This is a genomic window from Acinetobacter sp. BMW17 (assembly GCF_001592855.1).
GTDB lineage: Bacteria > Pseudomonadota > Gammaproteobacteria > Pseudomonadales > Moraxellaceae > Acinetobacter > Acinetobacter johnsonii.
Window position 1 is genome coordinate 37575 of record NZ_LSOD01000030.1, and the last position, 22045, is coordinate 59619.

Genomic DNA, 22045 nt, shown 5'->3' on the forward strand with positions numbered 1-22045 from the left:
GCGTTTTGTTGGAAACTTAAGCAGTATATGCAAATTTGCTAGAGAGAAAAGCTGAAAACGTGATTATGGACTCATGGGTCTAGTTACAAGTATTGATGAGTTCTGTTCGGGTCTGACCCATTTTGCTCATGACCAGTTTAAAGTGATCCTGACTTTGTATAGAGCAGTAATAGAAGGTTCCATTTGAGCCAAGGGGGAGACCATTTTCAGCTTTAAAGCTTAAAGATGGAAGACTGAGTGCGCCACGCCAATCAAGATTGCCATATTTAAGCTGCTGTTGTTCTGTCCGAATAATCGTTTCATTGGTATCTACTTGTCGGTTTTTATTATTATCGATAAATACAATAAAGCCCATGTTCCACTGATGATTTTGGCATTGAACGAGGTCTTGACTTGGGCAAATGGTGATATTTTGACGTTGCAGGTTGGCCATATTTTTGGCTGCCTGAATACTATTTCGTAATGTATTCAGTGTTTTGCTGCGCTCTTGTGAGGCCATATACTGATGAAAGTGAGGAAGTGCGATTGTACAAATGATCAGAATAATGCTAATAGTGATCATGAGTTCGAATAAAGTGAACCCTTTTTTATTGATAAAAAACATATGGTTATCCAGTTTTGTTGTTATAGAGCTATTTTTTATTTATTAAAGCTTTGTTTATCAAACAAATTTTATACATAATTAGTAGTACTCAACTTGTTTAAAAAACTGTTAAAATGTAATACAAGTGAAAATAAGCTATTCGCAAGTAAAAATTGAGTAAAAAATTACCGAATTACAACGGAAATTGTAAGTAATTTTGTCAATAATTTACTTGATTAAAGTTATCAAGCACTTGGAAAAAAAATAAAGTGTTTGTATGATTCATTGCGAATAGCTTAAAAATAAAACTGGGGTATAAAAAAGCCTATCTCAGAATGGTTAAATAATTTTAAGCTTAAGCTTGAAAAACAATTGTTATCTCTGGAGGATAAATCCATGAAAATGAGTCGTATTGCATTAGCAATGCTCGTAGCTGCTCCTTTAGCTGCTGCAAACGCGGGCGTAACTATTACTCCTTTAATGCTTGGTTATACTTGGCAAGACACTAAACACAATAACAGCTACGAAGATCATCTTTATGAAGAATCAGCTGAATTAAAAGATGATTTATTTGTTGGTGCAGCTATTGGTGTTGAATTGACTCCTTGGTTAGGTTTCGAAGCTGAATACAACCAAGTAAAAGGTGATATTGAAGATAGCGTTGAAACATATGGTGAATATAAGCAAACCCAAATCAATGGTAACTTCTATGTTACTTCTGATTTGATCACTAAAAACTATGACAGCAAAATCAAGCCATACGTACTTTTAGGTGCTGGTCACTACAAATATGATTATGATGGTTTGCTACCTGATGATGAAGGTACCCTAGGTAATGCTGGTTTTGGTGCTTTCTGGCGCTTAAACGATGCCTTATCTCTACGTACTGAAGCTCGTGCTACTTACAACATCGATGAAGACTTCTGGAACTACACAGCACTTGCTGGTCTTAACGTAGTTCTTGGTGGTCACTTGAAACCTGCTGCTCCAGTAGTAGAAGTTGCTCCAGTTGAGCCAGTTGCTCCAGTTCAACCACAAGAGTTAACTGAAGACCTTAACATGGAACTTCGTGTGTTCTTTGATACAAACAAATCAAACATCAAAGACCAATACAAGCCAGAAATCGCTAAAGTTGCTGAGAAGTTAGTTGAATATCCAAACGCTACTGCTCGCATCGAAGGTCACACAGACAACACTGGTCCACGTGCATTGAACGAACGTTTATCTTTAGCTCGTGCTAACTCTGTTAAATCGTCTCTAGTAAACGAATACAACGTTGACCCAGCTCGTTTGTCTACTCAAGGTTTCGCTTGGGACCAACCGATTGCTGACAACAACACTAAAGAAGGTCGTGCTATGAACCGTCGTGTATTCGCGACAATTTCTGGCAGCCGTACAGTTCAAGCTCAATAATCTGAGTTTTAACTAAAAAACGACTCTTCGGAGTCGTTTTTTTATGTCTAAAATAATGAAATTTATGTTAACTCACATCGTTGAAAATAAACTCAAGCTCAATGTAAAAGTCTTTAAGGCTTACGTTGGTCATGGTTATTTACGCATAGGACATAAGACACAGTTAGAAGTATTTCATTTTAGAGGATGAATATAAGAAGAATGAAAAGGGTAGTTTCATATACTAATTTTTCACGACATCATAATAACTTTGCTTTTAGAGTGAATGGGGATTCTTAGTTATCTACTTTTACATGGGTTTGTTTGCCAATGAGATAACATTTCTAGCTTGGGATAATTTGAAGTTACTTTATTGTCTGTCTAAAAATTAGATCGAGATCAGTGCTCAATGATCCGTAACATTTAGTTATGGCTGTGTGAATTGAGAGGCTAAATCAAATATGCCTTTTTACTGCCTCAATATGTTAATTGTTCATCGCACAAGTGAGCCGATATTGATCGAAGAATATTAACTAATTTTAGGCTAGATCCGAATCATAGGTATCGCTTTTATGTGACGTCAATAATTGAACTGTCTTATTGAAAATTACTTTATTTATTAATTTTTTATGTTTTGAATGAAAGAATAAAAAATGAAATGAGGGCAATAAAAAACAGCCCGAAGGCTGTCTTTTATTATGAATGGATTTTATTCGCGATCAGGATTCATTGGACTGACATCCATCTCTTGATAAGAAACCAGTTTGGTTTTGTATTTCCATTTATAGCCTAGCCAAATCACCAAGAATAAGAAAATACCAATATAGGTCGATAAAACAGAGAGCCATTCGCCATCAAGTACTGCTCGGTAGTTTTGACCTAAAACAACAATCGCACATAGAATAAAGGCAAACCACGGTGCAAAGGGGAAGAATTTTGCACGATAAGCTAAGTCTTCAACCTTATACCCTTGGGCAACATAGCCTTTACGGAAACGATAGTGTGAAACAGCAATCCCTAACCAAACGATAAAGCCACACATACCCGACATGTTAAGCAACCAGTTGAAAACTTGTTCTTCACCAATGAAAGTAGTTAAGAAGCAAAGTGCAGCAATTGCGGTTGTCGCATAAAGTGCATTCATGGGTACGCCGCGTGGGTCTAATTTGGCAAACACTTTAGGTGCACTGCCATTTTGAGCCATATTGAACAGCATACGCGTCGATGAATACATCCCTGAGTTACCTGCCGATAGAATCGCAGTTAAAATCACAGCATTCATCACGCTGGCAGCAAAGGCAAACCCAGCTTTTTCATAGAGTAAGGTAAATGGAGAGAGTGCAATATTCTCTGATGAAGCTGCTTGTAGCAGAAGTGGATCATCATATGAAATGAGTGTGCCGATAATGAAAATACACACTACATAAAACAGTAGAATGCGCCAAAAAATCTGTTTGATGGCAATCGGAATCGTCTTTTGCGGATCTTTTGATTCACCTGCAGCAACACCGACCATTTCGGTACCTTGAAACGAGAATCCTGCAATCATCGCGACACCAATCAGTGCCGATAAGCCACCAACGAAGGGTGCTTCACCTTTGGTCCAGTTGGCAAAAGTTGCGACACCTGGCGTCATCATGATTTTAGCGATCATGAAAATACCAATGATGATAAATACAATGATGGCAAGAACTTTAACCAAGGAGAAGAAGAACTCACTTTCACCAAAGCCTTTGACTGTCAGTGCATTGATCCCAAAGACAACGGCTAGGAAGAGAGCACTCCAGTAGAAACCAGGTAGGTCGGGAAACCAGAATTTCATAATGAATTGGACTGCAACCAATTCAAATGCAACCGTAATGGCCCAGTTATACCAATAGTTCCAGCCAAGGGCGAAACCAAAACCACCTTCAACATACTTGGTGCCATAGGTAAAAAATGCACCGGATGTTGGGTTATGTGTTGCCAACTCACCCAGACTGGTCATGAGAAAGTAAATCATCACACCAATTAAGCAGTAGGCCAATAACGCCCCGCCAGGGCCAGCATTTGCAATGGTTGCACCTGAGGCAAGGAATAAACCTGTACCAATTGAACCACCAATGGCGATCATATTCAGATGGCGAGCTCCAAGCTTCCGCTTGAGTTGAGCTGGTTGAGTCGTTTCGCTCATCATTGTTCCTTAAGATTTCTTTTGTGTGCTAGCAAACAGCACTTTAAAGCCTTGTTGATCGGCTTTGGTTGTACATTGGCCAAAACTTTGCTCAATGAGTAATGGATAATTCAGAAAGCGGTTGGCAACAATCCACAACTCGCCATCCGATTTAAGATGGCGACGGGATGTTTTGCATAAATTTTCGCTGGCATTGTAATCTGTATGAATGCCTTGATGGAATGGGGGATTACTGACGATTGCGTGTAAAAACAGAGGAGCATCCTCAATTCCGTGTACCGCCTTAATCTCAAGTTGTTCTGGTAAAAGGTTATTTTTCTCAAAAGTCATTTTTGTTGAAGCCAATGCAAAGGCATCGACATCCAGTGCAAAAATGCGATTTTTCGGATTTAACTTGGCCAAATAAGCACTGATTACACCTGCACCACAGCCAAAGTCTGCAATTTTTCCAGAAGTGACCTGTGAAAGGTGAGGCAATAACACAGCTGTGCCCACGTCTAGACGATTTTGACTAAACACACCCGGTAATGCGCAAATCTGTAATTCACCTTTTGGTGTTGGCACGGTATAGAGTTGTGCCCAATCGGCCAAAGGTTTTGCGGTTACGGTTTTTTCGGTGACTAACTGCCACATTTGACAATGTCGAGCGCTGTCTAATTTGAGGGTTTTACCAAAAGATTGCAGCTGTTTAGAAGCGCGTTCTACACCGCCTTTCTTTTCACCGACTAAAAAGATCGATGCACCTACGGCCAAACGACTCACCAGTTGGTGTAGGACATAATTGAGTAGTTCTTTTGACTTTGGAACAAACACGATGGCTTGATCAAAAGCGACATCAGGCAAATCTGTACCAAAATGCACATCACTTTGTTGGTTTTGGAAATATTGTAATTCGTTAAAATTCCATGTCCAAAAATGTGGTTCTACAGTACCAATTAGCTGTGTGTTTAATTCGTCACACGGTGCATTGACCAGTAAAACTGAACCAGAGAGAAATTCCTGCTGGCGAAGAACAACTTCACTTCGTGGATCCATTTTATATACTCCATTGTAAAAACGATGCCCAGACAGTGCTGGGCAAAGTGCATACTGAAATGAACAATTATTTTTTCGTTTCAGGAAGAATAATATTTAATAACAAGGCTGCAATACCACCTGTCGCAACACCCGAGCTAAAGATGTTACGGAATAATTCAGGTAAGTGTTCCAAAATTTGTGGAACTTGTGCAACACCCAAGCCAAGCGCCAATGAAATGGCAATAATCAGTAGTGCGCGGCGGTCAAGATGAATACCTGACAGAATGTTAATTCCCGAAGCGGCAACAGCTCCAAACATCACCATTACAGCGCCGCCTAAAACAGCTTGAGGGACTGCCTGAATCACCCCTGCAACAGCAGGGAGTAAACCCAAAATCACCAATAACGCAGCAATCCAAATGCCGACATAACGGCTCGCAACGCCAGTGAGTTGAATCACGCCATTGTTTTGTGCAAAGACCGAACTAGGAAAGGTATTGAAAATACCAGCAAGGAAAGAGTTTGCACCATTCACCAAGACACCGCCTTTAATACGCTCCATCCAAGTTGCACCATCGACAGGTTGGTTCGAGAGTTTAGAGGTTGCTGTTATATCACCAATCGCCTCTAAAGAGGTCACAAGGTAAATAAAGGCCATTGGAATAAACAAACTCCAAGAGAAGTCTAAACCAAAGTGCATTGGGGCTGGAATTTGAACCAGAGGTGCATCCTGAAGACCGGAAAAGTCGAGATGCCCCATAAACCCTGCCAATACATAACCGACAATCAGTGCGATTAAAATAGCCGAGCTTTTCACCCAAGTAATACGAATACGGTTCAATATAATGATCAGTGCTAGCACTGTACACGACATGATTAAGTTGTCTGCATTCGCAAAGGTATTGTTTGACATGGCTTGATAGCCACCACCCATGCTGATCAGACCTTCTTTAATGAGCGTCAAACCAATCAATAACACCACAATGCCTGTGACCAATGGGGTAATGAGCATTTTCACCCAAGGCAGAATACGTGACACGCCCATTTCAATAAATGAACCTGCGATTACCACACCAAAAATTGCAGCCATGACGGATTCTACTGGAGTACCTGCAGCAACCATGGCAGAGCCGATTCCAATAATCGGGCCGATAAAGTTAAAACTGGTGCCCTGAACAATCAATAAGCCTGCACCAAAAGGTCCAACTTTTTTACATTGTAAGAAGGTTGCAATCCCTGAAATGACCAAAGACATGGATAAAATCATGTTGGTGTCTTCTTTCGACACACCAAGCGCTAGGCAGATAAGTAAGCCTGGGGTAACAATTGGGACAATAATTGCAAGGAGATGTTGAAAGGCAGCAAGAAAAGCAATGATTGGGCGAGGGCGGTCGTTTAAACCATAGACCAAATCGAGTTGATCTGTTTGATTGGGAGAGAGATTTTGATCAGACATATGTCAAAGGGTGTTAGCAAGGTGGCGCTATTCTAATCGCTTTACACAGCTTTACAAAATTAATTACACACCACTTATCAAAAAAAATGAGTCTGTCAATAAACTGTCACTACTAAATTCTATTATTTTTCTGTATAATTTGCCCTCAAACTTTAGGCGTATCGAATTTACATGTCAGATATCAAAACTCTCCGCAACATTGCCATCATTGCGCACGTTGACCACGGTAAAACCACTCTAGTAGACAAACTTTTACAGCAATCAGGTGCACTTGGCGATCGTGCAGGCGAGATTGAGCGTGTCATGGATTCAGGCGCGATTGAAAGTGAACGTGGTATTACCATTCTTGCAAAAAACACTGCAATCAAATGGTTAGATGCACGTACCAATACAGAATACCGTATTAACATCGTCGACACCCCAGGACACGCAGACTTCGGTGGTGAAGTTGAACGTGTAATGTCGATGGTTGACTGTGTACTTCTTCTTGTTGACTCTCAAGAAGGCCCAATGCCACAAACTCGTTTCGTAACGCAAAAAGCGTTCGCACGTGGTTTGAAGCCAATCGTAATTATCAACAAAGTCGACAAGCCAAGCGCGCGTCCAGATTGGGTAATTGACCAAGTTTTTGATTTATTTGATAACCTTGGTGGCTCTGACGAACAGTTAGACTTCCCAGTTGTTTACGCTTCAGGTCTTCGTGGTGTTGCTGGTCCATCTCCAGAAGAACTTGCTGAAGATATGACGCCATTGTTCCAAACCATCGTAGACATTGTTGAACCACCAGCAGTCGATGTTGATGGTCCATTCCAAATGCAGATTTCATCACTTGACTATAACAGCTTCGTAGGTGTTATCGGTGTTGGTCGTATTCAACGTGGTTCTGTAAAATTAAACACACCAGTAACTGTGATTGATAAAGACGGTAAGACACGTAATGGTCGTATCTTAAAAATCATGGGTTACCATGGTTTAGAACGTGTTGATGTTGAATCTGCTCAAGCAGGCGATATCGTGTGTATCACAGGTATTGATGAACTTCATATTTCTGACACCATTTGTGATCCTAAAAATGTTGAAGCTTTACCAGCATTGTCTGTAGATGAACCTACAGTAACGATGACTTTCCAAGTAAACAACTCTCCGTTTGCTGGTAAAGAAGGTAAATTTGTTACTTCACGTAATATTCGTGAACGTCTTGACCGCGAATTAATTCATAACGTTGCACTTCGTGTTGAAGATACTGATAGTCCTGATAGCTTTAAAGTATCAGGTCGTGGTGAACTCCACCTTTCAGTTCTTATTGAAAACATGCGTCGTGAAGGCTTCGAGATGGGCGTATCTCGTCCACAAGTAATCTTGAAAGAAGTTGATGGCGAAAAGCAAGAGCCATATGAAAACGTAACATTTGACGTTGAAGAACAGCACCAAGGTTCTGTAATGGAACAAATGGGTCACCGTAAAGGCGAAATGACGAATATGGAAGTTGACGGTAAAGGCCGTATCCGTATTGAAGCAACTGTTCCTTCACGTGGCTTAATTGGTTTCCGTTCAGAATTCTTGACCATGACTTCTGGTACAGGAATCATGACTTCAAGCTTCTCGCATTACGGTCCAATGAAACAAGGTACTGTTGCGAAACGTCAAAACGGTGTGTTGATTTCTATGGTTCAAGGTACTTGCCTTGGCTATGCATTGTTCACATTGCAGGACCGTGGTCGTCTATTTGCTAAACCTCAGTTAGAAGTTTACGAAGGTATGATCATTGGTATTAACTCTCGTTCAGATGACATGACAGTTAACCCAACTAAAGCAAAACAGTTAACAAACGTACGTGCTTCTGGTACTGATGATGCGTTGACTCTTGTTCCTGCTGTTGAATATACGCTTGAACAAGCGCTTGAATTCATTGAAGATGATGAATTAGTTGAAGTAACACCTAAGTCAATCCGTATCCGTAAGCGTTACTTGACTGAAAACGAACGTAAACGTAACCGTTCTGGTAAATAAGTTTTAAAAATGATGTTGTCCTCATGCGGGGCAGCAAAATTTAAAAATGCCATCAATTTATTGATGGCATTTTTTTGTTTAAAATTAGCAAACCAATATATAAAAGCAGATGATTTCCGAGTAAATTACGTGGAAATGAAGCTATAAAATTAATGTATACTTCGTCACATAAATTAAATTCAAAAAAAACTGGAGATTTAAATGAGTATTATTCAAGAGTTCCGCGAATTTGCGGTAAAAGGCAACATGATCGACTTGGCTGTCGGTGTGATTATTGGTGGGGCATTTGGTAAAATTGTTGACTCATTAGTGAAAGATATCATCATGCCATTGATTACTGTGATCACTGGCGGTGGTGTGGATTTCACACAAAAGTTCTTTGTTTTGGGCGATAACCCAAACAATTTACAGTCTTTAGATGAGTTAACCAAAGCAGGTGTAAATGTCCTGACCTATGGTAACTTCCTTACGATTTTAATTAACTTCATCATTTTGGCATGGGTGGTGTTCTTAATGGTGAAAATGATTAATCGTATGCGCCGTAAACAAGAAGAAGTAGCGCCAGAACCAGCAGTAACGCCAGAAGATATCGCGTTGCTACGTGAAATTCGTGATGAATTGAAAAAACGTCAGTAATCGAACCGTTAAAATAAAATGGCACATCAAGTGCCGTTTTTTTATGTCTGAGACTTATCCGAAGACTGGTTTTTGTACAGTTTTGGTTTTATGATGCGCGCTGATTGAATAGCTGTGGTGATGCCATATGAACCAATTATTTGTCTATGGGACGCTCCGTCCAAATCATGAAAATGCCCATCTTTTAGAGCGTATAGGTGGAACATGGCAAAAAGGCTATGTGCATGGCGTGGTGCATATTTTGGATTGGGGACCTGACAAAGGCTTATTCGCCATTGTTTTAGATCCGCAAGCAGCAGCAGTTGAAGGATATTTTTTTAGCAGTGAAAAATTAACCGAACATTGGGATGCGTTGGATGAATTTGAAGGGATACAGTACCAACGGGTAAAGGTGCAGGGAGTGTTAGCCTCTGGTGAACTTGTTGATGCGTGGACTTATGAGATGAAACCAAAGCAACGATGAACTAGTTTACTTTAGGAACTTTATAAGGCTCAAGAATTTCTCTAAATTTTTTGGTAATTTTAGTTTGGAAATATGTCCCTTTTCCCAACCATGTCTTATCTGCAATATTATTTTCTACTTGTACTAATATATAGTCATGAGGGTAAATATATAAATCACCTTGTTCAAAAAAGGCAATATAGATATTCTTTGCCCAATATTTTCGTGCAAAGGAAATACTGCCCTTTAGCTGAATTTTAAAATCTGAAATACCATCAATATGAACAGCAATACAATCTGCGCCATTCCAGTCGTCATTAAGCCAAAGACAGTTGTAGCCATAATCTGCTAGTATCGCTGCCATTTTATGGAAATTATATGTTTCTTGTGCTTTTGAATTGAGTGTTCGATATTCAATTTTTGTAAGCTTAATACCATCTTGTTTAATCATCTTAAGCCATCCATACGAAATTTAATTTCTAGTAAATGAAAACCAAATTGGCTCTTGATGGGGCCATGTAGTACCTTTTCAGCTGCACTAAAAACCAATTTATCAATTACAGGCACCAATTGGCCTTTTTTGACTTCACCCAGTTCACCACCGCGCTTAGCTGAGTTACAGGTGGAATATTGCTTGGCAATTTTGGCGAAATCGGCACCATCGTGGATTTTCTTTTTCAGTTGTTCAGCGAGGTCTTTGTCTTTGACCAAAATATGACGAACAATAGCAGTTTTCATTTGATTTTTCCTCGAACTGTGGCTTTGGGCTTAGGTTGCACTTTTTTCAGCGGTTGGCATTCGGGACAAAACACAGAAGCACGCTGTCCCAGTTTGATGTTTTCAAGCGTGGTTTCGCAGTTCACACACATTTCACCTGCTCGGCCATAAGCCAATAAGGTTTGTTGAAAGTAGCCATTTTCACCCATCGCATTGGAATAGTCCCGCAGGGTAGAACCACCTAAATCGATGGCCTGCTGCAAAATACGTTTAATCTCGACCACCAATTTTTCAATTTGGCTGGGTGTTAAACTAGACGCCACTTGCGCAGGGTGTATGCCCAAATTAAACAAACTCTCTGTGGCATAGATATTTCCGACACCAACCACCACATGGTTATCCATGACTGCAACTTTTATGCCGACCTGTTTGCTTTTTAACTTTTGACTTAAATATTCAGCGTTAAAATCAGCACTCAGCGGTTCAGGCCCAAGGGTATCGATTAACTTGGTTTGCGAATATTCATCCAGCCATAAAATACAGCCGAAGCGGCGCGGGTCATGATAGCGTAGCTCGACATCTTCAAAACGAATAATCAAATGATCGTGTTTACGCAGGGTTTCACCGACCTCACAAATACGGAAACTCCCTGACATGCCCAAATGCCAAAGCATAGTGTCTTGTTCAAAAACGGCCAGAATGTATTTAGAGCGGCGTTTGAGTTGAATTAAACGCTGTCCCACCAGTTTGTTGAGATCGGTGGGAATCGGCCAGCGCAGGCTCGACTGGCGAACTTCAGCACTGAGCACTTGTTGATCTAATAACGGCGCTAAACTGGCTTTGGTGGTTTCAACTTCAGGTAATTCTGGCATGGCAACATGAGACGATAAAACTTGAGGCTAATATTGCGGTGTACACGCAAGATTGCAAGTGATTTCAGTCAGGGACTTGCTTTTAGCGCATTTGTACAAAGCTAAACTGCGGGGTTGTCTGTTGTGATCAGGAATCATCCTCCTTAAATTACACTCTTGAATTGAGTGAAAACTGTCATGAATCACCCAAACCCAATCTTCTATTTATAGCTGTGGGCAATATTGATAACTTTTTTTTGACTTAATGATAAAAATTTTGCTGAGATCTTTGTTTAAAAATTATGTACTTTTCATTAAATTTTTCATTTAAATGAAATGGATTGTTCTTCATTTTAGTTTGGGGCTTGGGTTTTATGCGACAGTTTTCTTTCTCTTTATTTGCAACAGCAATGTGTGCCTGGGCGACAGTGAGTCATGCGGAGCAGATGTTAGATGTACAGGGTCAGTATTTGTTTGGTGACTGGCAGGGAAAACGAACTGAATTGGCGCAAAAAGGCATTAAGTTTGAAGCCAATGCTTTAACAGATACCAACTATTTGGCGGATGGCGGGCATAATGCAGGTGCAAGCCCAAGTACCGCTTCGCAGTTTTGGTTAGGTACACAATTTGATTTAGAAAAGCTAGCCGGCTGGGAAGGGGTCACCATTCGTTTTGTTGCGACTGCGCGTCAAGGACAAAGTACCTCAATTCGAGATTTGCAAGATCCTTCTGCACCGCAATTAGCCAATGTGCAAGCCACCTATGGCCGTGGAAACCAAGACAGCCGTTTATCTGAGCTTTCGATTGAAAAGCGATTTAAAGAACAAGGGCTCAGTGTCAAAGTTGGGCGACTGGGTTTGGGTTCTGATTTTGATGTGATGGCGTGTGATTTTGTCAGTAATGCCTTTTGTGCCGCGCAAATGGGGAAATGGCAGGGTAATATCTGGATGAATACGCCGGTTTCACAATGGGGTGGTCGTATTAAGTACCAACTGACCCCTGAAGTGACAACTCAAGTGGGTGTTTATGAATTCAATCCAGATAATGGCAATGGAAAAGCCGAAGGACAAGGTTGGAGCCTAGACACAGAGCATGCCGATGGTGTGACTATTCCTGTGGAAGTGATTTGGACACCGAAAGCACTGTTCAATGGTTTGGCGGGGAGCTATCGGGTTGGTGGGATTTATAACACCGCAGATGATCCGAATAACCAATATGACGTGGCTTATGGCAAAGGTGTGGTTGGCGAAGACCGGACATTTGCAGGATGGCTTGTCATCGAACAGCAACTGACTTCAACGGGTGCAGGGCGCCAAGGTTTGCATAGTTTTGCCAACTTTACATGGCATGACCGCATTACTAATAAAGTAGATAACTCACAACAAGTGGGGCTGAAATATATTGGGGTATTTGAACAGCATCCGACGGATATTCTAGGTTTGGGTGTGAATCGAGTACACCTAAATGATCGATTCACTGCGGGTAAAGCACAGTATGATGCGAGCGCGGAATACAATATTGAACTGAACTATAGCTATAACGCTACGCCGTGGTTAATGTTACGTCCCAACATTCAGTATGTGGTCAACTCAGGTTCAAGCCATGTGGTGGATAATGCACTGGTCTTGGGGCTTGGAAGCCGCATTATTTTTTAAATGGATAGCTATAAAAGTGCAAAGGTTTGACAGCAGATTTGCACTTTTAGCGTTGAATGCAAGGCACTTTATTTGTTATAGATCATAATGAGTACAGGGAGAGCTATGATGCCATTATTATTTCAACCCATTCAATTTGGGGATCTAAACTTAACAAATAAAATCGTGATTGCACCGATGTGCCAATACTCAGCCAATGATGCGGGTGAGCTGAGCTATTGGCATGAGCAACAATGGGCCAATTATGCTTTGTCTGGTGCGGGATTATGTATTATTGAAGCGACAGCCGTACAAGCTGTGGGACGAATCAGTTTTGCGGATTTAGGGCTGTGGAATGATTTGCAACGTGCACAAATGAAGGTCTTGCTTCAAAAAGTCAAAACACTCTCTCCAATGCCTTTTGCCATCCAACTGGCACATGCAGGGCGTAAAGCATCGACCGACCGACCTTGGTCGGGAAAAGGTCAGATCAAACCGAATGAACCGCATGGTTGGCAAACGGTGTCTGCCAGTGATGTGCCCTTTAAGCCCGAAGAGCACGCACCACATGCTTTGAGTGTGACGGAGATGCAAGACATCATCGATGACTTTGCTAGTGCTGCAGTACGCGCTGTAGATGCAGGTTTTGAGCTGATCGAACTACATGCAGCCCATGGCTATTTGTTGCATCAATTCATGTCACCGCTTTCGAACCGACGTACCGATGAATATGGCGGAAGTTTTGAAAACCGCATTCGATTTACCTTAGAAGTGTTCCAAGCCATTAAACAAGCTGTTCCTGAAAACTATCCCGTGGGTATACGTTTATCTGCTACCGACTGGATGGAGTCGACTGCAACAGAAAGTTGGGATATTGATTCAACGGTTGGGCTGTCGAAAGCATTGGAGCAACTCGGTGCGGCTTATATTCATGTTTCAAGTGGTGGCTTGCATGTGGAACAAGACATTCAGATTAAGGCCAAATATCAAGTGCCTTTTGCCCATGCAGTGAAACAAGCGGTGAAAATTCCAGTCATTGCGGTGGGCTTGATTACAGAAGCCAAGCAGGCTGAACATATTTTAGAAGCAAAAGAAGCCGATGCTATTGGTCTTGCGCGTGCCATGTTGTATGACCCACGATGGCCGTGGCATGCAGCCGCAGAACTGGGTGGGAAAGTCTCTATCGCACCGCAGTATTTACGGTGTCAGCCACACGGGATCAAAGATTTATTTTCTGCGTTTTAATCACATATTCGCCAATTGGTCTTTTAAAATATTTCAACTGAGTAAAGGTGTATCCTAGGATAGGTCTTTACTTACATCATCTGGAAAAGGAACAGCTTGAATGATTTTTTCGGTAATTTTTCCAGTTTTTTTCCTGCTCTTTCTCGGTTTTGCCTCTGTCAAAATCCAGTTGCTCGCTAAAGAGCAAATGACTGCAATCAGTACTTTTGTCATCAAAATTGCGTTACCTGCTTTATTGTTGCATGCCTTAGCTTCAAAAGATTTGCATGAAATTTGGTATCCGTCATATTTTTATGTTTATGCCGCTGTGACCTTTGGCTTATTTATTACGGCTTTTATTTTAGGTCAAAAGCTGTTTAAGAATCACTTTACCCACGCCGCAGTTTTTTCACTGGGTGCATCCATGTCCAATACGGGGTTATTGGGAGCAGCGATTTTGACGCTGCTGATGGGAAGTGAAGCGATGATTTACATTTCATTGGTGGTGATCATTGAAAGTGTATTTTTGGTTCCATTGATGCTCACGCTGGCAGAAATAGGGCGACAAAGACAGGCCAATTTAGCCTCCATTTTAAAAACTACATTTCTTACGCTACTTAAAAATCCACTGTTTTTGTCGGTGATGCTTGGTATGAGTTGTGCGATTTTCGAAATTCAAATTCCACATTTAATCGACCAAGTGTTTGCGATGTTAGGCCAGACTGCTGCACCTTTAGCGCTCTTTATTATTGGTGGGGGAATGGTGGGTCTCACTATTCAGTCTTTTAACCTGCAAACGGTTTATCTGGTGGTGTCTAAAAATATTTGTATGCCACTCTTGGTCTATTTAGGGTTGACCTATTTGACTGCATTGGACCCAAAGATGATTTATGCAGGGACCTTGATTGCGGCTTTGCCGATGCCGTCTCTATTTGGAATTTTTGGGCAAGTGTATGGTTTGAATGAAAAAGCACTCACTCCACTGATGATCAGCACGCTATTGAGTTTTGTGGTGGTTAGTGTATTGATTGGTCTTTGGTGGTGAAAAAAATACTCTCAATTGAGAGTATTTTTTGAAGAAGCTATTTATTTTTTGACCGCAGCTGTTGCAGCAGGAGCTTTGGCTTGATCGGCAATCATTTTATCAACCATCGCCAAAGACTCTTTGGCCTGTGGCACATTTTCCTTGGCTAAAGCGGTGAAAATTTTCTTCGCTTCAGGCAAGTTCTGCGGAATGATATTGCCATTAGTAAACATATTGCCTACGGCCATCAGGGCAGGAATATAGCCTTTTTTGGCTAAGTCTTGAATGCTGTTGAGGCCTTTTTGAATGGGTGCTTCTTGTTTGTTTTTAAAGCCTGTGCTGATGTCGTACAGGGCTTGTGCATGAATGGCTTGATAGTTGCCTTTTTTTACCAAAGGCTCAAGTTTCTTAAGGGCTAACTTTTCAGATTCTGGTTTATTTTCAGAAAATAACAGCACGGCATATTCAACGGTTGCATCATCAAAGCCTAGTTTAGATGCGGCTTCAAAGTGTTGTTTGGCTTTGTTAATGTCTTGAGGCAAGCCTAAAGTACCCGTGACATAGTTTTTCGCAAGCACATAATGCGCAACAGGGTAGCCTTTGTTTGCAGCATCTTGATAGAGCTGAATGGCTTTCTTCTCATTCTTCGCTGTGCCTTGGCCAGTCTGAGTCAAATAAGCCAAGTTGTACATGGCTTGTGGGTTGCCAAACTTTGCCAGTTTTTCTAACGCTTGATATGCCCCCGCCATATTGTTGGCTTTAACCATTTCTTCAATCTTGGCAAATTCGGGGGTGATGGTATCTTGAGTGGAGGCTGCAAGTGCAAGCTGGCTAGAGAGTGCAATTAAGCTTGCAAGTACGATTTTCTTCATGTTTTATAAACCTTTTTCTTACACATAAGTCCATCTATGTGTGTATTTTTTTTGAGTCATTTCACATCATAAGTTGAATTGTGTGAATGTAAATATCTGAATTGTGTCTTGGTCTTACAAATTTCCGTTGATTGTGTTGATCGGTATATCTTTTTCCAATACAAACCGCGTGCTGTGCAGTGGAAAAGTCTGAAACGTGTTATTGGTATTTGTAGCTGATGAGATTCGGGTTTTATTAGGATTCTGGCTTAGATTCTGTTTAAATAGCGCTGAAAATGAGTAGTGAGTTCAGCATGTTTATTAAGTCAATTAAGCGAAATTATTTAAAAGTTTTGGCCGATGAGTCGATTCCAGATGGCGAAAAAATTGATGCCTTATTGATGAAATTAGGTGGTGAGTTTTTAGTGAGCAAAGATGACCGTGTATATATTTTTGAAAAAGACGGTGTGACCGCAAAATTTGATGCTAAACATGCACGAGACTTTTCATTTAAAGACTATCTCTGCAAAGACATGAATAAACTGTTTCATGATTTTTGATATTTCATATTCATTGAAAATGAGTGAACTATTAAATAAGGCTCTAAAAATAGTTTAAGTCCTTGGATGAGCCTTTTACCCAAGTACTGATGCTTGCTATAGAGTTAAAGCAATATTTTTTATGTTCTGTTTATAGCCGCAGAACGAGTGTGAATGGATTTACCCACTGCAAAGATACTTGCAGTGGTCAGGCTAAAAGATAATATAAAATAATAGTTTGTATAGAAGAGCCTATACGTTTTTCTAGCAAAAGCGTTTGACTATGCACTCATCATTCAAGTTATATCCTATAAAAAAGAAGGTTACTTTTCATAAGATGAATCGAGACGTCTCTAAATGATAAAAATATTCTCAATCTTATTCATATGTTTAGTTGGTTCAATGGCAGTTTTAGCAGGGCAGCCAAATCTTGTGCCTCATCAAATCAGCTTGAAAAATGGGAAGCGCTTTTCTCTAAATCTCCCCGCAAATTACGAAATCATTCCTGCGGCTGAGGGCTTAAAACGTGTTCGTTTTTTTAGCAAAGCACCTGACGGTAGAATATTTGTCACAGATATGCACGATTTGACCGACAATAAAAAAGGCATCGTTTATATTTTGGATGAATGGAATGCTGAAACAGGAAAATTCGGCAAAATTATTCCTTATATGACAGGTTTGAAGAATCCAAATTCAGTCCAATTTTATACCGATTCTTCAGGACAAGATTGGCTGTATTTGGCTGAAACGCATCAGCTCACCCGACGGAAATTTACCCAAGGTGAGATGAAACCCACGTACAAAACCGAAGTTTTAGCGACTTTTCCTGATTATGGTCTAAGTTATAAATATGGTGGCTGGCATCTAACACGAACCATTGCAGTAGGTGGGAACGGTAAAATTTATGTTTCAGCCGGTTCCAGTTGTAATGCTTGTACTGAGAAAGAAAAAGTTCGAGCGACAGTTTTAGAAATGAACCCCGATGGTTCTGAACAAAAGATTTATGCCACAGGCTTGCGTAATGCTGTCGGTTTGAAATGGGTGGGTAAATTTTTATTTGCCACCAATCAAGGTGCAGACCATTTGGGTAAACATAAACCTGATGAAGCTTTTTATGCACTCAAGCGTGATGCAGATTATGGTTGGCCATCTTGTTATTCGTCGAATGGTAAAATTTTAGCAGACCCAAAATTTAAACGTCCAACAGGATGTAAAAATGTACCATCTCCTTACGCTTATTTTCCTGCGCATTCATCTGCACTAGGCTTTGACTATTTTGATGATCCAAATACGGATGACCTCATTAAAAATACTTTTTTAGTGGCTCTGCATGGTTCTACGGATGCCACGATTGGTCATGGTTATAAAATTGTGATTATGCGTAAAGGGCAAAAACTTGAAACCTTTATGGATGGTTTTTTAGTGGGTAAAAATGTGTATGGTCGACCTGCAGATATTTACCGTATAGATGCAAATTCCTTTTATTTTTCTGATGATAAGGGCGGTGTGGTTTATTATGTGAGGAAGAAATATTCCTCATCGCTCTAAGTTTAAAAAAGCCCCCAAAACCAAGAATAAGTTTTAGAGGCTCATTTATCATAATAATATAAAATTTAAAGACTTAAGCAGGTCTCGCCACATCACCATTTAAGCGTTCTGGTAAGTCTAAAACCGTCACATCCAGTTCGGTCAAAGACTCAGGACGTGCCACCACCAACGCGATATAACCGCCATCAATCGCAGCGCTGTTCACCACTTGAATACCTTTATTCAACTGTTCAGCTTGCGCAGGTGCACTGCCTGTACCCTGAATTAAATGTAACCATGCTTTAGGTTTAGCTTTAAACCATAAACGTGCAATCACTTCCTGTCCCAAATAACAGCCTTTGTCATAGTGTACCCCTCCACGCTGGTGTAACCGAAGTTCTTGAGGTTGAAACATATGCTCAATGCTTTGGTCAATAAATGCCTCACCATGAGTAATGGCTTGCACTTGCCATGCAGCAATATCGGTAGGCTCAGCAGAAAAGGTGGTACGGTCTTGCGTAAAGGTTGGGAAAACTGAACCCACAGGTTCAAGTTTCATTTTAGAGAAAGCGCCAAACTTTTTAATGTGCTTTGCAAACTCTTCCGACTGGTCTTGTGTGGTGACAATTTCAAAATGCTCAGGATTGCGTTTTGTCAACCACAAGCCAAAGTGGATACGGCCTTTCAAGTCACAAATGGCGGTGTATTGCGTTGTATTTTCAGCTAAAGCTTCAACGTTGACCGTCACTTGGCCTTGTAAAAATTTGAGGGCATCTACACCAATTAAAGTGAAAGAGGAGAAAGCTAGATCGCTCATGAATTGCTCGCCTACCTTAAAATCTAATACTAAAGAATGAGAGCTATTTTCCGCTATTTTTCAGAAAAAATCATATTTAGCGTAAATATTTAAAAGTTAATGTAACTAAATATTTCAAAAAACCCTGTTTTTATATCTAAGTTTATGAAATATAAGTAATTTGGGAAATAGGTTTTCGACAGTGTAGTATGCCTAGCAGACAAAGATGAATTGTCTAGTAAAGACAGTGAAGAAAAATGAAACACCAAAGGCAGGAACGCTATGAACAATAATCACCGCAAACCACTGCAAGGCACCCAGCTAGAATACTTTGATGTGCGAGAAGCCGTTGAACAGATTCAGCCAGGCGCTTATGCAAAACTTCCATACACTTCAAAAGTATTGGCTGAACAGTTAGTGCGTCGTTGTGATCCTGCCATTTTGGAGCAGTCACTAAAAGAACTGATTTTCTCAAAACAAGATCACGATTTCCCTTGGTATCCAGCTCGCGTCGTCTGCCATGACATCCTTGGACAAACGGCATTGGTTGACCTTGCAGGTTTACGTGATGCGATTGCAGACCAAGGCGGTGACCCATCCAAAGTGAATCCTGTGGTGCCAACACAGTTGATTGTCGATCACTCTTTAGCTGTGGAATACGGTGGTTTTGATCCCGATGCCTTTGAGAAAAATCGCGCCATTGAAGACCGTCGTAATGAAGACCGTTTCCATTTCATCGAATGGACAAAAACAGCCTTTGAAAATGTTGATGTGATTCCTGCGGGTAATGGCATCATGCACCAAATCAACTTGGAGAAAATGTCTCCTGTGGTGCAAAGCCGTGAAGGTGTGGCATTCCCAGATACTTGTGTCGGTACAGACTCACACACGCCACATACCGATGCACTTGGTGTGATTTCGATTGGTGTCGGTGGTTTAGAAGCTGAAAATGTGATGCTCGGTCGTGCATCGTGGATGCGTTTACCCGATATTATCGGTGTTGAATTTGTTGGACAACGTCAAGCGGGGATCACAGCAACCGATATCGTTTTAGCATTGACTGAATTCTTACGTAAAGAACGTGTAGTTGGTGCGTACCTTGAGTTCTTTGGTGAAGGTGCGGACAGCATGTCTGTAGGTGATCGTGCCACGATTTCCAATATGACCCCTGAATATGGCGCAACTGCGGCAATGTTCTATATCGACCAAAACACGATTGATTATTTAACCTTGACAGGTCGTGAAGCTGAGCAAGTTGCACTGGTTGAAAACTATGCCAAAGAAATTGGTCTTTGGGCATCAGATATGAAACAAGCGGAATATCCACGTGTACTTCGCTTCGATCTTTCAACGGTAACACGTAATATTGCAGGCCCATCAAACCCACATGCTCGTGTATCAACTGCGGATTTAAAAGAAAAAGGCATTGCAGGTGTTGTTGAAAATCGTACCGATGGTTTAATGCCTGATGGTGCTGTGATTATTGCTGCGATTACCTCTTGTACCAATACATCAAACCCACGTAATACCGTTGCTGCGGGCTTATTGGCACGTAAAGCCAATGAATTGGGCTTAACCCGCAAACCGTGGGTGAAATCATCATTTGCACCAGGTTCTAAAGCCGCAGCATTGTATTTGGAAGAAGCAGGTGTGTTGGACGACTTGGAAAAACTCGGTTTTGGTATTGTGGCGTATGCATGTACCACCTGTAACGGGATGTCTGGTGCTTTAGATCCTAAACTACAACAAGAAATTATTGACCGTGATTTGTATGCAACTGCGGTACTTTCGGGTAACCGTAACTTCGATGGTCGTATCCACCCTTATGCAAAACAAGCGTTCTTGGCATCACCTCCGCTGGTTGTAGCCTATGCGATTGCAGGAACAATTCGTTTTGACATCGAAAAAGATGCATTAGGTACAGATAAAGACGGTAATCCAATTTACCTGAAAGACATTTGGCCTTCTGATGAAGAAATTGATGCATTGGTTAAAGAAGCGGTGAAACCTGAACAATTCCGTAAAGTGTATATTCCAATGTTTGATTTGGGTGTTACTGAAAAAGCAGCAAGTCCTTTATATGACTGGCGTCCGCAAAGTACCTATATCCGCCGTCCGCCGTACTGGGAAGGGGCTTTAGCTGCACCTCGTACATTGTCAAATATGCGTCCGCTTGCGATTTTACCTGACAATATCACCACGGATCATTTATCGCCATCGAATGCAATTATGATGGATTCGGCAGCAGGTGAATATCTGCATAAAATGGGTGTACCTGAAGAAGACTTTAACTCGTATGCAACACATCGTGGTGACCATTTGACGGCACAACGTGCGACCTTTGCCAATCCGAAATTGTTTAATGAAATGGTGGTTCGTGCGGACGGTACGATCAAGCAAGGTTCGAAAGCACGTGTTGAGCCTGAAGGTGAAGTAATGCGTATGTGGGAAGCGATTGAGACTTATATGAATCGTAAGCAGCCGTTAATTATTATTGCGGGTGCGGATTATGGTCAGGGTTCAAGCCGTGATTGGGCTGCAAAAGGTGTGCGTCTTGCGGGCGTGGAAGCAATTGTCGCTGAAGGTTTTGAGCGTATCCACCGTACCAACTTGGTGGGTATGGGCGTATTGCCTCTTGAGTTTAAAGCGGGTGTAAACCGTAAAACTTTAGGTTTGGATGGTACGGAACTTTATAGCGTGATTGGTAATATTGCGCCACGTTCAACTTTGAATTTAGTGATTGAGCGTTCAACGGATGAAGGCAAGAGTGAAATTGTTGAAGTGCCTGTCACTTGTCGTTTAGATACCGAAGAGGAAGTGTCTGTATATGAAGCGGGTGGGGTGTTACAGCGCTTTGCACAGGATTTCTTGGAAGGTAATGTGGCTTGATGTAATTCTTTAAATCCTCCCCTTACGGAATATATTCCTCACCTTTGAAAAAGGAGGGAGTTTCCCTCTTTAAAAAGAGGGGCTAGGGGAGATTAAAGTCATTGAAATTGTTGTAAAAAGACCCTACTGTTAAGTGGGGTTTATTTTTATTAGAGGTGTGGCGTGGAAGAATTAATTATTAAAGACATGGGGCTTTGTTGCACAAACCTATCTCTAAAGGCTTATTCCACAATATAATTCTCAAATGAATAAGCCCACACCTAAAATCTATCGTACAACCAATT

19 protein-coding genes are annotated in these 22045 nt (G+C 41.1%); 10 read left to right on the forward strand and 9 right to left on the reverse strand.

Annotated elements, in window-relative coordinates; all coding sequences use genetic code 11:
* Window positions 1-79 precede the first annotated feature (79 nt).
* The gene (locus AXW61_RS09575; protein WP_062034139.1) at window positions 80-604 is read right to left on the reverse strand and encodes a GspH/FimT family protein; all 525 of its coding nucleotides are present in this window, start codon (window positions 602-604) and stop codon (window positions 80-82) included.
* Between the two features lie 375 nt (window positions 605-979).
* On the opposite strand from AXW61_RS09575, the gene omp38 reads away from it, so the two are divergent.
* Window positions 980-1996, forward strand: a complete 1017-nt coding sequence (gene omp38, locus AXW61_RS09580) for an outer membrane protein Omp38 (RefSeq protein WP_062034140.1) — start codon at window positions 980-982, stop codon at window positions 1994-1996.
* Window positions 1997-2684: 688 nt separating this feature from the next.
* Here the strand turns inward: omp38 and AXW61_RS09585 are convergent.
* From AXW61_RS09585 to AXW61_RS09595, 3 genes are all read right to left on the reverse strand, one after another.
* Window positions 2685-4148, reverse strand: a complete 1464-nt coding sequence (locus AXW61_RS09585; protein ID WP_062034141.1) for an amino acid permease — start codon at window positions 4146-4148, stop codon at window positions 2685-2687.
* 9 nt (window positions 4149-4157) lie between these two features.
* A complete protein-coding gene (locus AXW61_RS09590; protein WP_062034142.1) occupies window positions 4158-5183 on the reverse strand; it encodes a class I SAM-dependent methyltransferase in 1026 nt (341 codons plus the stop codon).
* A 67-nt stretch (window positions 5184-5250) separates the two neighbouring features.
* Window positions 5251-6621 carry a uracil-xanthine permease family protein gene (locus AXW61_RS09595; protein WP_062034143.1) on the reverse strand — a complete coding sequence of 457 codons (1371 nt, stop codon included), beginning with the start codon at window positions 6619-6621 and terminating at the stop codon, window positions 5251-5253.
* Window positions 6622-6792: 171 nt separating this feature from the next.
* Between AXW61_RS09595 and typA the strand changes: the two genes are divergently transcribed.
* The 3 genes from typA (at window position 6793) to AXW61_RS09610 (ending at window position 9730) form a co-directional block, all read left to right on the forward strand.
* On the forward strand, window positions 6793-8631 hold the full coding sequence (gene typA / locus AXW61_RS09600; RefSeq protein WP_010327435.1) for a translational GTPase TypA: 1839 nt from the start codon (window positions 6793-6795) through the stop codon (window positions 8629-8631).
* Window positions 8632-8832: 201 nt separating this feature from the next.
* Window positions 8833-9267 carry a large conductance mechanosensitive channel protein MscL gene (mscL, locus tag AXW61_RS09605; protein ID WP_062034144.1) on the forward strand — a complete coding sequence of 145 codons (435 nt, stop codon included), beginning with the start codon at window positions 8833-8835 and terminating at the stop codon, window positions 9265-9267.
* Between the two features lie 127 nt (window positions 9268-9394).
* Complete coding sequence (locus tag AXW61_RS09610) at window positions 9395-9730, forward strand: gamma-glutamylcyclotransferase family protein (protein ID WP_062034145.1); 336 nt, start codon at window positions 9395-9397, stop codon at window positions 9728-9730.
* Between the two features lies 1 nt (window position 9731).
* Here AXW61_RS09610 and AXW61_RS09615 read toward each other — a convergent pair whose 3' ends face one another.
* From AXW61_RS09615 to mutM, 3 genes are read right to left on the reverse strand one after another with little or no spacing between them, the layout of a single operon-like run.
* Window positions 9732-10160, reverse strand: coding sequence for a hypothetical protein (locus AXW61_RS09615; RefSeq protein ID WP_062034146.1), 429 nt, complete (start codon window positions 10158-10160; stop codon window positions 9732-9734).
* Window positions 10157-10447 (reverse strand): peptidylprolyl isomerase, encoded by a 291-nt coding sequence (locus tag AXW61_RS09620; protein WP_062034147.1) that lies wholly within the window; start codon window positions 10445-10447, stop codon window positions 10157-10159. The genes AXW61_RS09615 and AXW61_RS09620 overlap by 4 nt, the downstream gene beginning before the upstream one ends.
* Window positions 10444-11298 (reverse strand): bifunctional DNA-formamidopyrimidine glycosylase/DNA-(apurinic or apyrimidinic site) lyase, encoded by an 855-nt coding sequence (gene mutM, locus AXW61_RS09625; protein WP_062034148.1) that lies wholly within the window; start codon window positions 11296-11298, stop codon window positions 10444-10446. The genes AXW61_RS09620 and mutM overlap by 4 nt, the downstream gene beginning before the upstream one ends.
* Window positions 11299-11651: 353 nt before the next feature.
* On the opposite strand from mutM, the gene AXW61_RS09630 reads away from it, so the two are divergent.
* The 3 genes from AXW61_RS09630 to AXW61_RS09640 all read left to right on the forward strand — a co-directional run bounded on the left by AXW61_RS09630 (window position 11652) and on the right by AXW61_RS09640 (window position 15180).
* The gene (locus AXW61_RS09630) at window positions 11652-12932 is read left to right on the forward strand and encodes a carbohydrate porin (RefSeq protein WP_062034149.1); all 1281 of its coding nucleotides are present in this window, start codon (window positions 11652-11654) and stop codon (window positions 12930-12932) included.
* A gap of 108 nt (window positions 12933-13040) precedes the next feature.
* Window positions 13041-14156, forward strand: a complete 1116-nt coding sequence (locus AXW61_RS09635) for an NADH:flavin oxidoreductase/NADH oxidase (protein WP_062034150.1) — start codon at window positions 13041-13043, stop codon at window positions 14154-14156.
* Window positions 14157-14256: 100 nt separating this feature from the next.
* Window positions 14257-15180 carry an AEC family transporter gene (locus AXW61_RS09640; protein WP_062034151.1) on the forward strand — a complete coding sequence of 308 codons (924 nt, stop codon included), beginning with the start codon at window positions 14257-14259 and terminating at the stop codon, window positions 15178-15180.
* 41 nt (window positions 15181-15221) lie between these two features.
* Here the strand turns inward: AXW61_RS09640 and AXW61_RS09645 are convergent, their stop codons facing one another.
* A complete protein-coding gene (locus AXW61_RS09645; protein WP_062034152.1) occupies window positions 15222-16031 on the reverse strand; it encodes a tetratricopeptide repeat protein in 810 nt (269 codons plus the stop codon).
* Window positions 16032-16324: 293 nt separating this feature from the next.
* Here AXW61_RS09645 and AXW61_RS09650 point away from each other — a divergent pair, with 293 nt between their 5' ends.
* Window positions 16325-16570 (forward strand): hypothetical protein, encoded by a 246-nt coding sequence (locus AXW61_RS09650; RefSeq protein WP_004695190.1) that lies wholly within the window; start codon window positions 16325-16327, stop codon window positions 16568-16570.
* Between the two features lie 336 nt (window positions 16571-16906).
* Complete coding sequence (locus tag AXW61_RS09655; RefSeq protein WP_062034153.1) at window positions 16907-18097, forward strand: PQQ-dependent sugar dehydrogenase; 1191 nt, start codon at window positions 16907-16909, stop codon at window positions 18095-18097.
* Between the two features lie 73 nt (window positions 18098-18170).
* Here the strand turns inward: AXW61_RS09655 and AXW61_RS09660 are convergent, their stop codons facing one another.
* On the reverse strand, window positions 18171-18893 hold the full coding sequence (locus AXW61_RS09660; RefSeq protein WP_062034154.1) for an aminomethyltransferase: 723 nt from the start codon (window positions 18891-18893) through the stop codon (window positions 18171-18173).
* Between the two features lie 261 nt (window positions 18894-19154).
* Between AXW61_RS09660 and acnD the strand changes: the two genes are divergently transcribed.
* On the forward strand, window positions 19155-21761 hold the full coding sequence (gene acnD, locus AXW61_RS09665) for a Fe/S-dependent 2-methylisocitrate dehydratase AcnD (RefSeq protein WP_062034155.1): 2607 nt from the start codon (window positions 19155-19157) through the stop codon (window positions 21759-21761).
* Window positions 21762-22045: the final 284 nt, after the last annotated feature.

Bases quoted from the DNA above. Each gene is read 5' to 3' on its own strand.
- AXW61_RS09575 (WP_062034139.1), bottom strand. From the start codon at position 604: ATGTTTTTTATCAATAAAAAAGGGTTCACTTTATTCGAACTCATGATC.
- omp38 (WP_062034140.1), top strand. From the start codon at position 980: ATGAAAATGAGTCGTATTGCATTAGCAATGCTCGTAGCTGCTCCTTTA.
- AXW61_RS09585 (WP_062034141.1), bottom strand. From the start codon at position 4,148: ATGAGCGAAACGACTCAACCAGCTCAACTCAAGCGGAAGCTTGGAGCT.
- AXW61_RS09590 (WP_062034142.1), bottom strand. From the start codon at position 5,183: ATGGATCCACGAAGTGAAGTTGTTCTTCGCCAGCAGGAATTTCTCTCT.
- AXW61_RS09595 (WP_062034143.1), bottom strand. From the start codon at position 6,621: ATGTCTGATCAAAATCTCTCTCCCAATCAAACAGATCAACTCGATTTG.
- typA (WP_010327435.1), top strand. From the start codon at position 6,793: ATGTCAGATATCAAAACTCTCCGCAACATTGCCATCATTGCGCACGTT.
- mscL (WP_062034144.1), top strand. From the start codon at position 8,833: ATGAGTATTATTCAAGAGTTCCGCGAATTTGCGGTAAAAGGCAACATG.
- AXW61_RS09610 (WP_062034145.1), top strand. From the start codon at position 9,395: ATGAACCAATTATTTGTCTATGGGACGCTCCGTCCAAATCATGAAAAT.
- AXW61_RS09615 (WP_062034146.1), bottom strand. From the start codon at position 10,160: ATGATTAAACAAGATGGTATTAAGCTTACAAAAATTGAATATCGAACA.
- AXW61_RS09620 (WP_062034147.1), bottom strand. From the start codon at position 10,447: ATGAAAACTGCTATTGTTCGTCATATTTTGGTCAAAGACAAAGACCTC.
- mutM (WP_062034148.1), bottom strand. From the start codon at position 11,298: ATGCCAGAATTACCTGAAGTTGAAACCACCAAAGCCAGTTTAGCGCCG.
- AXW61_RS09630 (WP_062034149.1), top strand. From the start codon at position 11,652: ATGCGACAGTTTTCTTTCTCTTTATTTGCAACAGCAATGTGTGCCTGG.
- AXW61_RS09635 (WP_062034150.1), top strand. From the start codon at position 13,041: ATGCCATTATTATTTCAACCCATTCAATTTGGGGATCTAAACTTAACA.
- AXW61_RS09640 (WP_062034151.1), top strand. From the start codon at position 14,257: ATGATTTTTTCGGTAATTTTTCCAGTTTTTTTCCTGCTCTTTCTCGGT.
- AXW61_RS09645 (WP_062034152.1), bottom strand. From the start codon at position 16,031: ATGAAGAAAATCGTACTTGCAAGCTTAATTGCACTCTCTAGCCAGCTT.
- AXW61_RS09650 (WP_004695190.1), top strand. From the start codon at position 16,325: ATGTTTATTAAGTCAATTAAGCGAAATTATTTAAAAGTTTTGGCCGAT.
- AXW61_RS09655 (WP_062034153.1), top strand. From the start codon at position 16,907: ATGATAAAAATATTCTCAATCTTATTCATATGTTTAGTTGGTTCAATG.
- AXW61_RS09660 (WP_062034154.1), bottom strand. From the start codon at position 18,893: ATGAGCGATCTAGCTTTCTCCTCTTTCACTTTAATTGGTGTAGATGCC.
- acnD (WP_062034155.1), top strand. From the start codon at position 19,155: ATGAACAATAATCACCGCAAACCACTGCAAGGCACCCAGCTAGAATAC.